The organism is Halolamina salifodinae (assembly GCF_017874235.1).
GTDB classification, from domain to species: Archaea; Halobacteriota; Halobacteria; order Halobacteriales; family Haloferacaceae; genus Halolamina; species Halolamina salifodinae.
In genome coordinates this window covers 139,936-151,268 of the sequence record NZ_JAGGLC010000006.1, presented here as the reverse complement: position 1 = coordinate 151,268, position 11,333 = coordinate 139,936, and the positions used below count along the sequence as shown (strand labels likewise).

Here is an 11,333-nt window from a genome sequence, read left to right as displayed (position 1 = left end):
GATGCCGCAGAGACGCCCTCAGCGATCGACCCCGAGACACACCGAACAGCTTCCAAAAATCAGCGACAGAGCGCGCGCACGTCGTGCAGGTCGTCGACGACGTGGGTCGGCTCGACCGAGAGCCGGTGATGTTTCCGGTGGGGCCGGCGAATGAACGCCGAGTCGACGCCGGCGTTGAACGCCGCCGTCACGTCGCTCTCCCGGTCGCCGACGTAGAGCGCGTCCTCGGCCTCCAGATCCGACAGCGCCTGCTCGATGAAGTGCGGGTCCGGCTTGCGCCGCCGGAGGTCCTCCATCGTCGGCTGTCGGCCGTAGGCCGTGTCGAACAGCCCCGACACGCCGAAATGATCGAGCAGGAAATCGACCGTCTCCTGTTGGTTCGAACTCACGACACCCATCGGGAGGTCCAGATCCGACAACGTCGACACGTCGTCGAACAGCGGCTTCCCGCCGGCGTGGACGTGTTCGCGCTGGGCCTCGTGGGCCGTTCGGTCGCGAATTCGCCAGAACTCGTCGACCGAGAGATCGTACACGTCACAAACTGCTGACAGCGATTCGGGCGTCACGCCGACGACGACGTCCTCCACGTGTTCGGGGTCCGGGTCCTCGATCCCGGCCTCCTCGAACGCGTGCCACGCGGCTTCGTGGAGAACGTCGTAGTCGGTGGTGTCCACCAGAACGCCGTCGTTATCGAACACGACCGCGTCGTAGCTCATACGTATCAGAGGCGAACGAGGCTGAAAAAGGTTGTGCGCCGGGCTCAGCCGCCGCTTAGTCCGAGGCGACCGCAGGCGCGCGGTTCTCGGCCATCTCGATCACGTCGTCGAAGAAGGAAAGCGAGTCGTGGGGACCGGGGTTCGCTTCGGGGTGGTACTGGCGGGTGAGCACGTCGACGTCGACGCCCTCCAGCCCCTCGGCGGTGCCGTCGTTGACGTTGACCTGCGTGACCGCGAGGTCGCCCGGGTCCGCGACGCTGTAGCCGTGGTTCTGGGTCGTCATCACCACGCGGTCGGTTTCGAGGTCACGAACCGGCTGGTTCAGGCCGCGGTGGCCGAACTCCATCTTCTCGGTCTCGCCGCCCAGCGCGCGGGCGACGACCTGCTGGCCGAGACAGATTCCCGCGATGGGGGTCTCGCCGACGAACTCCTCGACGACCTCGCCGGCGGCCTCGAAGTTCGCCGGGTCGCCCGGCCCGTTCGAGACGAACACCACGTCCGGTTCGGTGTCGGCGACCTCGGCGGGCGTCGCGTCGTAGGGCAGGACGGTGACGGCGGCGTCGCGGGCCGTCAGGGCCTCGATGATCGACTGCTTCGCGCCGCAGTCGATGAGGGTGACTTTCACGCCGCTCCCCTGATACTGCTGGGGTTCGTCGACGCTGACCTGCGCGCCGATCTCGGTGTGGTCGCTCATCTCGATACACTGCTCCAACTGTTCGCGGGCCTGCTCGGGCGTGGCGTCCGGGCCGGCGGCGACGCCACAGCGCATCGCCCCCTGCTCGCGGATCGAGGTGACCAGATCGCGGGTGTCCAGACCGTCGATAGCCGGGATCCCCTCGCTCTCCAGCCACTCGGCCACGTCGTCGGTGAACTCGCGGGCGACGGCGACGCGGGGCTGGATCTGGTCGGACTCGAAGCGCTCCTCCCGGACCCCGTAGTTCCCGATCAGTGGGTAGGAGAACGTGAGTACCTGTTCGGCGTAGGACGGGTCAGTCAGACTCTCCTCGTAGCCGGTGTAGGCGGTGGTAAACACCAGCTCACCCCGGCCCGTGCCGGGGGCACGCGAGCGTCCCTCCACGACACGACCGTCGGCCAGCGCGATGTACGCGCTCATTACGAGAAACGTACTCATCGAACGTAATAACTGTGTCGTTCGAAGGATTCTTACGAAATTCGTAACCGGTATGGCGCGGGAGCGGCAGGGAGGTGTATGGACGAACTCGATCGGGAGATCCTGAACATCCTCCGGCGGGACGCCCGGACGCCCTACACCGAGATCGCCGAGCAGGTCGGAACGAGCGAGGGGACCGTGCGCAACCGCGTCGAGGGGATGGTCGAGGACGGCGTCATCGAGCGGTTCACCGTCACCACCCGGACCGGGAACGTGAAGGCGATGATCGAGATCTCGGTCGCGATGGACGTCAACACCGACGAAGTTGGCAAGCGTCTCGCGGACTGGGAGGAGGTCGACTTCGTCTGGCAGGTCTCCGGCGAGGACGACATCGTGCTCGTCGTCGACTGTGTCGACACCCGCGCGGTGAACGAACTGATCAGCCGCGCCCGCGAGCAGGGGGAGGTCGAGGAGAGCACCACCCGACTCATTCTGGACGAACGGCTGGGCTCGTAGGACGAACGGCTCGGCGCCTAACGCGACACGGCCGCGCCACCCCGTGCCGCGGCTGGTGAGCTTTTCCGTCCGACACCCCCACTTGTGGATGCATGACCGACGCGCTATTTATCGTCAGCGAGGACGGCTACTGGGCCGAGGAGTGCATCGACCCGCTCACGACGCTCACCGACGCGGGCGTCGACATCGACGTGGCGACGCCGACGGGGAACCCCCCGGTCGTCGACGAGCGCTCGCTCGACCCCGAGGACATCGGCGAGGAGGAGGCCGAGGAACTCCGCGAGATCCACGAGACCGACGAGCGACTGAACAACCCGACCCCGCTGGCCGCGGCTGAGCCGGCGGAGTACGACGCCGTCGTGTTCCCCGGCGGCCACGGCGCCGAGTGGGACATCACGCAGGACGTGCACGCCCGCGCCGCGCTCCGAACGGCTGTCGAGGGCGACGACGGCCTCGCGCTGGTCGTCTGCCACACCGTCGGGATTCTCGCGTTCACGCGCGACGCCGAAGGTGAGTTCCTCGTCGACGGCCGCGACGTGACTGGCTTCCCGAACGCGTGGGAGGAGGGCATCGTCGACGAGAACGACCTGCTGCCCGACGGCCGAAAGCTCCCCTACTGGGTCGAGGACGAGGTCAAAGCCGCGGGCGCGAATTTCGACGCCGAACTCGATTCGGACACCTCCGTCACCGTCGACGGCGACCTGCTGACGGCTCGGGGCCCGGGCTCCTCCCACGCGGCCGCGCTGACGCTGCTGGAGGAACTGGGCGTCGACGCCTGATCGGGACGCTAGCGAACTGACCCGCACACCAGCGAACTGCCGCGCGCGGCATCGAAGCGACCTTACCCCCGGTGGCCGATGGGTCGCGTATGAGCAGCGAGAACGCCAACACGGGCGGGGGTACGGAGCCCCACCCCAACGCCGCACAGGACGTGGTCGCCGTCGACGGCGACGACGAGCGAACGGGCCTCGCGAACCGCCTCGGCGCCCACACGGGCGAGGGGCAGCGCCACCGCGCCTTTACCGCGCTCGTGTTCGACGAGGAGGGCCGCATTCTGCTGGCCCAGCGCGCCGCCAACAAGCGCCTCTGGGACACGCACTGGGACGGGACTGTCGCCTCCCACCCCGTCGCGGGCCAGAGTCAGGTCGACGCCACCGAGCAGCGACTGGAGGAGGAACTGGGCGTCACGCCGGATCAGTACGACGACCTCCGCGTGACGGACCGCTTCGAGTACAAACGCCGCTACGAGCGAGAGGGGCTGGAGTGGGAGGTCTGTGCGGTGCTGAAGGTCACGCTGACCGACACGGATCTGGACCCCGATACCGAGGAGATCGAGGGGCTGCTCTGGGCGGACTACGACCTGCTGTACGAAGAGCCCGAGTGGTACCGGCAGCTTCGACTCTGTCCGTGGTTCGAAATCGCGATGCGCCGCGATCACGAGGGCGAAGCGGTTGCGGACGGCAGTGTTGGTTTCGAGCGATAGGGCGGGCTTTTCGGAGTTGAGTCTTTTTCGGGGGTCAACGGTTACTACGGCAGCGACGGCAACAGCATCTCGGTCGTTGGCCACTTGTACCGCACCGCTGACCACGCAACAGCCTCACGCCTCCCCAGCCGGTTCGCTCGGGCTTAACCCTCGCTCACCCCTCGCGCTACGTCGTCGACGAGAGCGGAGCTCTCGTCTGCCAATCAGAAATTTTCGATTTCTGATGACGCCGCCGGAGCGGCGACGGCTTCGCGCCGCCACAACCGCGGTCGCGGTGGACACCTCGCGGGCGCCGACGTCGGCGCCCGCGGGGGGAGGGGGAATCCGCGCTGTGCCGTTAACGGGAGCGAAGCTCCCGTTCGCCAGCAGGAAGGCGGCGCCTTCCTGCGACGTCGCCGAGAATCGCAGATTCTCGGCTGCCAACCAGAAATCGGAGATTTCTGGTGACCGGACCTCGTGTCCGGCACGCTGCGGTCCCAGAGGTCATGGGAACTCCGCGGTGCCGTTCACCGTCGCAGTCGCAACCACCGGATATCCACCGTAACAGAAGTCTACTCCTTCATCGCCCACACACCGACCCCGCCCAGCAACAGCGCCGGGATGAACGGCAGCGCCAGCATCGCCACCAGAAACGGCACGTGATCCGCCAGCAGCGTCGGGTAGAGGTAGATGATCCCCGGGATCACCAGCGTCGCCAGCGTGACGACGCCGACGAGGAGCCAGCCGCTGGGGCCACTCTGCTCGCCGTCCTCGCTCTCGGCGTCGGCGTCGCCGTCTTCGACACTGCCGGGCGTATGCACGTACCCGCCGTCGTCGCCGTCCTCAGAGCTCACTATCCGGTTTAAGCACTACCTTCCCAAAGCCTTCGCGGTTCTCCAGCATCTCGTGGGCGCGAGCGGCCTGTGACATCGGCACTACCTCGCGGATCCGGGGCTCGAACGTGCCGTCCCAGACGAGCGAGAGCACGTCGTCCACCTCGCCGGGGGTGGCCATCGTCGACCCCAGCACGGAGAGTTGGTTCCAGAAGATCCGGTTCACGTCGGTGTGGGGCTGGCCGCCCGCGGTAGCGCCGCAGGTGACCAGCTTTCCGCCCTTCGCCAGCGAGGCCAGCGAGTCCGACCACGACTCGCCGGCGATGTGGTCGACCACCACGTCAACGCCACGCTTGCCCGTCAGATCCCGGATGCGGTCGACGTAGTCGTGTGCAGTGTAGTCGATGACGTGATCGGCGCCGCAGTCCGCGGCGTAGCCGAGTTTCTCCTCGCTGGAAGCTGTCGCATAGACCTCGCCGCCGACGTGGTCGGCGATCTGGACCGCGGCGTGGCCGACGCCCCCGGAGGCGCCCAGCACCAGTACCGAGTCGGTGGGCTGGAGCTCCGCGCGCGTGACCAGCATCCGCCACGCAGTCTGGAACACCAGTGCGGCGGAGCCAGCGACCTCCCAATCGACGCCCTCCGGGACGGGGACGAGGTTGTCCGCCGGCACCGTCGCGTACTCGGCGTGGACACCCGGTCGGTGCTCGCCGAGAATCTGGTAGCGCACGCACATCGACGCCTCGCCGTCGCGGCAGAACTCACAGCGGCCGCAGGCGACGCCCGCCGAGACGGCCACGCGGTCGTTCTGGTCGAAGCGCTCGACGTTCTCGCCCACGTCGATGACGACGCCGGCCGCGTCGCTACCGGGCGTGTGGGGCATCTCGAGGTCGATGCCGGGCATCCCCCGTCGGGTCCAGACGCCGAGGTGGTTCGCCGCGGCGGCTTTCACGTCGATGCGGACTTCGTTCGGCCCGGGCGTCTGCTCGGGCACCTCGTCGTACGCGATCACGTCGTGGCCGCCGTGGCCGTGGAACTGGACAGCCTTCATGATCGGGGGGTTGGGGAGGCGTCGCCATAACGGTGGTTGGTCCTCGGGGTTTCGAGAGTGTTACTCAGTCGGGCGAACGACCCAGTCAGTCGTCAGCGGTGTACGCACCGCCCCGACGTTTGATTCGAGCGACGATCAATCGCTGATCGTCTCTTCGGAACGTCACGGAGAGACGGAACTCCCCGATACGGATCTTCTTGTACGGACTGTTCTGGAGTGGTTCACCGTATGCCGGTGGATCCCGCCACGGTGACGTAACGATCTCGTCGAGTTTGTCGAGCACCCGGTCTTGTTCCTCGGGCGAGAGTACAGCAAGGTCCTCCTGGGCCGTCGAGGCCAGTTCCCAACTCCATTCCTCCTCACTCATCAGTTCCGAACCGATCGCGTGCCCCTTCGGAACTCATCGTCGTCCCCTCGCGGATGTCCGCTTCCGCGTCGAGAAGCGCGACGAGTTCGTCACGGTCGAACGTCGGGTGCTCGATGGCGTCTCGGAGCGTATAGCGGATGAACTCGCTTCGGCTGTTGAAGCCGCGTCCCTGCCACGTGTCGTCGATCTCGTCGAGGAACGACTCGGTGAGTTTGAAGTTCACCGTGACGATGCTGTCCTCGCCGTCACTCTCCGTGGTTACTCCAGACATATAGTCGTAATACGCTGGTCTTACCAATAGGCGTTTTGCCGGTATGTCGGCTGTACTGGGTGTCGAGCCAAACGGTATCCCGCTAGACTGCTCGTATCGGCGCGCAGCGAGCCGCGCGAGCCGAGCGGACAGGGGCTTTCTCGGTGTGCTGACTCCCACGAAACCACCAGAACCACGATCGGCCGGTGTTTTGTACCGCCCGACCCGACACCGGGCCATGAGCGACGATCACGACCACTCCCACGAGGATCACGGCCACTCCCACGACGACCACGACCACGGCGAACCCGGCACCCACGACCATCATCACCACGACCGCGACGAACTCGGCGTCGCGGTCCTCACGATATCCTCCTCCAGATCGCTCGACGACGACGCCGCGGGCGACCAGATCGCCGACGCCCTCGAGAACGCCGGCCACCAGGTCACCACCCGGGATCTCGTCCCCGACGACTACGACAAAGTGCAGAGTACCGTCCAGCGGTTCGTCGACCGGAAGGACACTGAGGCCGTGATCACCACCGGCGGGACCGGCGTCACGCCCGACGACGTGACCGTCGAGGCAGTCCGGCCACTCCTGAAGAAGGAACTCCCGGGCTTCGGCGAACTGTTCCGCCGGCGCTCCTACGAGGAGATCGGCACCATGGTCGTCGCCACGCGCGCGACTGCCGGCGTCGCCGACGGCGTGCCCATCTTCTGCCTGCCGGGGAGCGAGAACGCCGCCGCGCTGGGGGCGGAACTGATCCTCTCGACCGCCGGCCACCTCGTGGGGCTGGCGAGTCGCGACGACGATGGGCATGACCACGACGATCATCGCCACGATCACGGAGCCCACGACCACGACGGCCACCAGCACGATGAGGACGGCCACGATCCCCACGAACACGGCGAATCCGGCGACGAGGGCGCCGATGGCGGCGAGGACGGCGGGAACTGAGCTGCTCGGTCCGGACCGACAGAATCACGTCCCGGCTGTGAGAACGGCTGCTAAAGATGTTCGAGAAGGTGCTCGTCGCGAACCGCGGCGAAATCGCAGTCCGAGTCATGCGCGCCTGCGAAGAACTCGGTGTCGACACCGTCGCCGTCTACTCGGAGGCCGACAAACACGGCGGTCACGTCCGCCACGCCGACGAGGCGTACAACGTCGGCCCCGCCCGTGCGGCCGACTCCTACCTCGACCACGAGGCCGTGATCGAGGCCGCCGAGAAGGCCGACGCCGACGCCATCCACCCTGGCTACGGCTTCCTCGCGGAGAACGCGGAGTTCGCCGGGAAGGTCGAGGCCCACGACCACATCACGTGGGTCGGCCCGGCCGCCGACGCGATGGAGCAGTTGGGCGAGAAGACGAAAGCCCGCCAGACGATGCGGCAGGCCGACGTACCCATCGTCCCCGGGACGACCGAACCGGCCGAGAGCGCCGAGGAGGTCACGGAGTTCGGCGACGAGTTCGGCTACCCCGTCGCCATCAAGGCCGAAGGCGGCGGCGGTGGCCGCGGGATGAAGATCGTCGAGGGCCCCGAAGAGGCAGAGAGCCAGTTCGAGAGCGCCAAACGCGAGGGCGAGGCGTACTTCGACAACGCCAACGTCTATCTCGAGCGCTACCTCGAGAACCCCCGCCACATCGAGGTGCAGATCCTCGCCGACGAGCACGGTAACGTCCGCCATCTGGGCGAGCGTGACTGCTCGCTTCAGCGCCGCCACCAGAAGGTGATCGAGGAGGGCCCGAGCCCCGCACTCTCGGACGACCTCCGCGAGGAGATCGGCGCGGCCGCGCGCCGCGGCGCCGACGCCGCCGGCTACTACAACGCCGGCACCTTCGAGTTCCTCGTCGAGGAGGAGGACCGCGACGCCGCGGCCGGCGAGGTGCTCGGCCCCGACGCGAACTTCTACTTCCTCGAGGTCAACACCCGGATCCAGGTCGAACACACCGTCACGGAGGAACTGACGGGCATCGACATCGTGAAGTGGCAGCTACGGGTCGCGGCCGGCGACGAACTCACGTTCTCACAGGAGGGGGTCGACCTCGACGGTCACGCCATCGAGTTCCGCATCAACGCCGAGCACGCCGACGAGGAGTTCCAGCCGGCGACCGGCGGCACGCTCACCACCTACGACCCGCCGGGGGGCATCGGCGTCCGGATGGACGACGCGCTCGCGCAGGGCGACGAACTCGTCACCGACTACGACTCGATGATCGCGAAGCTGATCGTCCACGGGTCGGACCGCGAGGAGTGCATCGCCCGCTCGAAGCGCGCGCTGGCGGAGTACGACATCGAGGGCGTCGTCACCATCGCCCCGTTCCACCGGCTGATGCTCGAGGACGACGCGTTCGTCGCGGGGACGCACACGACCAAATACCTCGACGAGGAACTCGATCAGGCCCGGGTCGCCGAGGCCCAGGAGAAGTGGGGCACCGGGGCGACCGGCAGCGAGGAGGGCGAGGAGTCCGAAACCGCCGAACGGGAGTTCACCGTCGAGGTCAACGGCAAGCGTTTCGACGTGAACCTCGAGGAGGAGGGCGCGCCCGCGATTCCGACGCCCGACGTGGGCGGCAGCGGCGGCCAGAGCCGACCGCCGCAGGCCGGCGGGAGCGGTGGCGGCAGCGACGGCGGCGCCGACGCCGACACGCCGGAAGTCCCGGAGGGCGGCGAGTCCGTCGCCGTCGACATGCAGGGGACCGTCCTGTCGGTCGATGCCGAGGTCGGCGACGAAGTCGCACCGGGTGACACCGTCGCGGTGCTGGAGGCGATGAAGATGGAGAACGACATCGACGCCGAGCGCGGCGGCACCGTCTCGCAGGTCCTCGTCTCCGAGGGCGAGAGCGTCGACATGGGCGACGTGCTCGTGGTGCTGGAGTAAGCAGTCGACTGCGGCGGGCTACTCTTTGTTCGGCGCCAACTCGACCTTCGTCAGGTCCCGGCCCAACTCACACGTCTCGTGGGGCGGGTCGCCGACGACCTCCTCGATCTGGTACTCGGCGTCGAAGTCGGCGCCCAGCGGCTCACAGAACGGGTGCGAGGGGCACTCGGTGTGCGGGCACTCGCCCGCGAGTTTGGCCTTGCTCCCTGAATAGGCGGATTTCGAGGGCACGTTCGCGGGGATCGAAGTCGGCTCGACCTCGACCGCCCGGACCCCCTCGTCGTGGACCGCACAGTCGAGGATCTGGGTGTTCTCGCGCACGTCGGTCACCTGATAGCGGGTTCCCTCGGCGAGGTTCAGACACTGGCTCCGGTAGGGACAGCCGTCGCAGGCCGAGGACTCCCCCTGATAGACGAACTCCTGGCCCGGGTCGGCGAGTCTGGCGCCGACGAGCGTGACGGTGGACATGCGTGGACGTTACCTCGCTGCGTGGTTAAGGCTCCCGCCCGGGCGCCGACGCGGGGCTCAGGCCTCGCGGCCCGTTCGCGCGTCCAGTTCGTCGAGGTACGCCTCCCTGGGCTCCTGATACGCGCCGCGGTAGTCGATCTCACCCGCGGCGAACCGCTCTGCGACGGTGACGGCGGCGTCGACGGCCGCCTCGCGGCTCTCGCGGGTCTCGTTCGTGAGTTCGACCTCGGGTTCGGCAAAGAGGGTGGCGTGCCACTCCTCGGTCTGATACTGGCCCGCGCCGGGCCGGTTGGCCCGCGACCCGTTGGTGACGTAGATGGTCGGCAGACACGGCGCCGGGAACTCGTCGGCGTCGAACACGTCCGGGCGGTAGGCGAGGATGACGCGGCCGCCCGGCTGTTCGTTCCAGACGGTCCATGACTCCGGCAGCGCGTCCAGTCCCATGGCCGGCCCTGCGTGGCCCGCGTGGATAGGCCTCTCGCTCCCGAGCGCCGGCCGCGCGGTAGTGTTCAGATAAGGAGTTTCTACCAGCAGAAGTGGTGGGAACAGCTGAAAGCCCTCGGTTGTCTCGGCTTCCGCGGCTCGCTGTGCGCGTTCGCTCCTTCCAGTCGCTCACGTGCTTACTTCGCCGGGGTTCGCCGAGCACGGAGGGAGCAGAGCTCCCTCTAGCCGCCGGGCGGCGCCGCCGCCCGACGAACGCCTCGCCCTTTCAATCTACGGAAACGGCGAGCCGTTTCCGTCGCCCGGAAATCTTCGATTTCCGCAGGCCACCAGGAATGCCGGCTGATTCACAGATGCAGTTTCCTTTTTGACCCGATTATCTGAACACCGCCGGCCGCGCCGGGCTACTCCTGAAGCGCGTCGGCGTCGAACCGGGTCGCGCGCTCGCGGATCGCCTCGTACTGGTCGCGGTAGTTCGCGACCGCCTCGGGGCGTTCGTTGCTCAGCACGCCGACGACGGCGCCGTTCTCGTGGACGGTGATGCCGGCGTGTTCCAGATCCGGCCCGTCGAGCAGCCAGAGGGCGTAGGGTAGCTCCTCGTCGGTAGTGAACACGTCGACGGCGTCGGCCGCGAAAAAGGCCGAGACCTCGTCGCGGGCGGCCGCGACCGACTGGAGCGAGTCGAGCGTCCGCTCCTTGACGACGATTTCGACCGACAGCCCCTCCTCGACTACGGCATCTTCCAGCAGCGAGACGTAGTTGGTCTTCACTACCGGCGCGAACCCACGGAGCGTCTCGGCCTCGGGAATTCGCTCCAGCACCTCCGTCAGCGCCGCCTCGGGGAACGAGGGGTCGGCGTAGGTGACAGTGCCGCCTTCCAGCAGGTCAGTGCCGACGGGCGCGTCGTCGGGGAGCGCCTCGAACAGCGGCGCTGCTGTCCCCAGCGTGTCAGTCACGTCCCGGTACTCACGATACGTTTCGAGCCCCAGCTCCCCGGCATGGGTGGCCTCGTACTCGCCGTCGACCAACCGGACAAGGCCCGTTTCGACGAGTTCGGCGACCGCACGGTCGACCGTCGAACGGGAGACGCCGACCGCGTCGCCCAGCACTGGCTTGTCGAGTCCGTCGGCCGAGAGGATGGCCAGCACGTCGGCACGCTTTCGCAACACGTCCCGGACGCGCTCACCGTCGATGCCGTCTCTCTCCATGGCCAACGCTGGGGAACCCGGCGGTAAATC

Annotated in this window: 14 protein-coding genes; 5 read left to right on the top strand and 9 right to left on the bottom strand. The window is 67.6% G+C overall.

The features are described 5' to 3' along the window. Positions 1 to 59: 59 nt before the first annotated feature. Together J2753_RS13405 and carA are read right to left on the bottom strand one after the other, a co-directional pair. Entirely contained in the window at positions 60 to 716 is a 657-nt protein-coding gene (locus tag J2753_RS13405; RefSeq protein ID WP_209492560.1) for an HAD family hydrolase, read from the bottom strand. 55 nt (positions 717 to 771) lie between these two features. Beyond that, positions 772 to 1,830, bottom strand: a complete 1,059-nt coding sequence (gene carA, locus J2753_RS13400; RefSeq protein WP_209492559.1) for a glutamine-hydrolyzing carbamoyl-phosphate synthase small subunit — start codon at positions 1,828 to 1,830, stop codon at positions 772 to 774. 96 nt (positions 1,831 to 1,926) lie between these two features. Between carA and J2753_RS13395 the strand changes: the two genes are divergently transcribed. From J2753_RS13395 to J2753_RS13385, 3 genes are all read left to right on the top strand, one after another. Then, entirely contained in the window at positions 1,927 to 2,343 is a 417-nt protein-coding gene (locus tag J2753_RS13395; protein WP_209492558.1) for an Lrp/AsnC family transcriptional regulator, read from the top strand. A gap of 92 nt (positions 2,344 to 2,435) precedes the next feature. Continuing rightward, a complete protein-coding gene (locus J2753_RS13390) occupies positions 2,436 to 3,122 on the top strand; it encodes a type 1 glutamine amidotransferase domain-containing protein (RefSeq protein ID WP_209492557.1) in 687 nt (228 codons plus the stop codon). Positions 3,123 to 3,211: 89 nt separating this feature from the next. Then, a complete protein-coding gene (locus J2753_RS13385) occupies positions 3,212 to 3,826 on the top strand; it encodes an NUDIX hydrolase (protein ID WP_209492556.1) in 615 nt (204 codons plus the stop codon). 551 nt (positions 3,827 to 4,377) lie between these two features. Here J2753_RS13385 and J2753_RS13380 read toward each other — a convergent pair. The 4 genes from J2753_RS13380 to J2753_RS13365 all read right to left on the bottom strand — a co-directional run bounded on the left by J2753_RS13380 (position 4,378) and on the right by J2753_RS13365 (position 6,327). Beyond that, entirely contained in the window at positions 4,378 to 4,659 is a 282-nt protein-coding gene (locus J2753_RS13380) for a hypothetical protein (RefSeq protein ID WP_209492555.1), read from the bottom strand. Further along, on the bottom strand, positions 4,649 to 5,689 hold the full coding sequence (locus J2753_RS13375) for a zinc-binding dehydrogenase (RefSeq protein WP_209492554.1): 1,041 nt from the start codon (positions 5,687 to 5,689) through the stop codon (positions 4,649 to 4,651). Before J2753_RS13375 ends, J2753_RS13380 begins: the two co-directional genes overlap by 11 nt. Positions 5,690 to 5,774: 85 nt before the next feature. Beyond that, complete coding sequence (locus tag J2753_RS13370) at positions 5,775 to 6,056, bottom strand: type II toxin-antitoxin system RelE family toxin (protein ID WP_209492553.1); 282 nt, start codon at positions 6,054 to 6,056, stop codon at positions 5,775 to 5,777. Further along, positions 6,049 to 6,327, bottom strand: a complete 279-nt coding sequence (locus J2753_RS13365) for a ribbon-helix-helix domain-containing protein (RefSeq protein WP_209492552.1) — start codon at positions 6,325 to 6,327, stop codon at positions 6,049 to 6,051. The genes J2753_RS13370 and J2753_RS13365 overlap by 8 nt, the downstream gene beginning before the upstream one ends. Before the next feature lie 217 nt (positions 6,328 to 6,544). Here J2753_RS13365 and J2753_RS13360 point away from each other — a divergent pair, with 217 nt between their 5' ends. Next, positions 6,545 to 7,264 carry a MogA/MoaB family molybdenum cofactor biosynthesis protein gene (locus J2753_RS13360; RefSeq protein ID WP_209492551.1) on the top strand — a complete coding sequence of 240 codons (720 nt, stop codon included), beginning with the start codon at positions 6,545 to 6,547 and terminating at the stop codon, positions 7,262 to 7,264. 56 nt (positions 7,265 to 7,320) lie between these two features. Further along, positions 7,321 to 9,186, top strand: a complete 1,866-nt coding sequence (locus J2753_RS13355) for an acetyl-CoA carboxylase biotin carboxylase subunit (protein WP_209492550.1) — start codon at positions 7,321 to 7,323, stop codon at positions 9,184 to 9,186. Positions 9,187 to 9,204: 18 nt separating this feature from the next. On the opposite strand, the gene J2753_RS13350 is transcribed toward J2753_RS13355, so the two are convergent. The 3 genes from J2753_RS13350 to J2753_RS13340 all read right to left on the bottom strand — a co-directional run bounded on the left by J2753_RS13350 (position 9,205) and on the right by J2753_RS13340 (position 11,303). Continuing rightward, positions 9,205 to 9,654, bottom strand: a complete 450-nt coding sequence (locus J2753_RS13350; RefSeq protein ID WP_209492549.1) for a UPF0179 family protein — start codon at positions 9,652 to 9,654, stop codon at positions 9,205 to 9,207. Between the two features lie 57 nt (positions 9,655 to 9,711). Further along, positions 9,712 to 10,098 carry a DUF5820 family protein gene (locus tag J2753_RS13345; RefSeq protein WP_209492548.1) on the bottom strand — a complete coding sequence of 129 codons (387 nt, stop codon included), beginning with the start codon at positions 10,096 to 10,098 and terminating at the stop codon, positions 9,712 to 9,714. Between the two features lie 401 nt (positions 10,099 to 10,499). Beyond that, on the bottom strand, positions 10,500 to 11,303 hold the full coding sequence (locus tag J2753_RS13340; RefSeq protein WP_209492547.1) for a helix-turn-helix transcriptional regulator: 804 nt from the start codon (positions 11,301 to 11,303) through the stop codon (positions 10,500 to 10,502). Positions 11,304 to 11,333 lie beyond the last annotated feature (30 nt).

What these genes read in the sequence shown, in the direction of transcription:
- J2753_RS13355 (WP_209492550.1), top strand. Translation starts at nt 7,321, where the DNA reads ATGTTCGAGAAGGTGCTCGTCGCGAACCGCGGCGAAATCGCAGTCCGA.
- J2753_RS13405 (WP_209492560.1), bottom strand. Translation starts at nt 716, where the DNA reads ATGAGCTACGACGCGGTCGTGTTCGATAACGACGGCGTTCTGGTGGAC.
- J2753_RS13375 (WP_209492554.1), bottom strand. Translation starts at nt 5,689, where the DNA reads ATGAAGGCTGTCCAGTTCCACGGCCACGGCGGCCACGACGTGATCGCG.
- carA (WP_209492559.1), bottom strand. Translation starts at nt 1,830, where the DNA reads ATGAGCGCGTACATCGCGCTGGCCGACGGTCGTGTCGTGGAGGGACGC.
- J2753_RS13395 (WP_209492558.1), top strand. Translation starts at nt 1,927, where the DNA reads ATGGACGAACTCGATCGGGAGATCCTGAACATCCTCCGGCGGGACGCC.
- J2753_RS13390 (WP_209492557.1), top strand. Translation starts at nt 2,436, where the DNA reads ATGACCGACGCGCTATTTATCGTCAGCGAGGACGGCTACTGGGCCGAG.
- J2753_RS13345 (WP_209492548.1), bottom strand. Translation starts at nt 10,098, where the DNA reads ATGGGACTGGACGCGCTGCCGGAGTCATGGACCGTCTGGAACGAACAG.
- J2753_RS13365 (WP_209492552.1), bottom strand. Translation starts at nt 6,327, where the DNA reads ATGTCTGGAGTAACCACGGAGAGTGACGGCGAGGACAGCATCGTCACG.
- J2753_RS13385 (WP_209492556.1), top strand. Translation starts at nt 3,212, where the DNA reads ATGAGCAGCGAGAACGCCAACACGGGCGGGGGTACGGAGCCCCACCCC.
- J2753_RS13350 (WP_209492549.1), bottom strand. Translation starts at nt 9,654, where the DNA reads ATGTCCACCGTCACGCTCGTCGGCGCCAGACTCGCCGACCCGGGCCAG.
- J2753_RS13340 (WP_209492547.1), bottom strand. Translation starts at nt 11,303, where the DNA reads ATGGAGAGAGACGGCATCGACGGTGAGCGCGTCCGGGACGTGTTGCGA.
- J2753_RS13360 (WP_209492551.1), top strand. Translation starts at nt 6,545, where the DNA reads ATGAGCGACGATCACGACCACTCCCACGAGGATCACGGCCACTCCCAC.
- J2753_RS13370 (WP_209492553.1), bottom strand. Translation starts at nt 6,056, where the DNA reads ATGAGTGAGGAGGAATGGAGTTGGGAACTGGCCTCGACGGCCCAGGAG.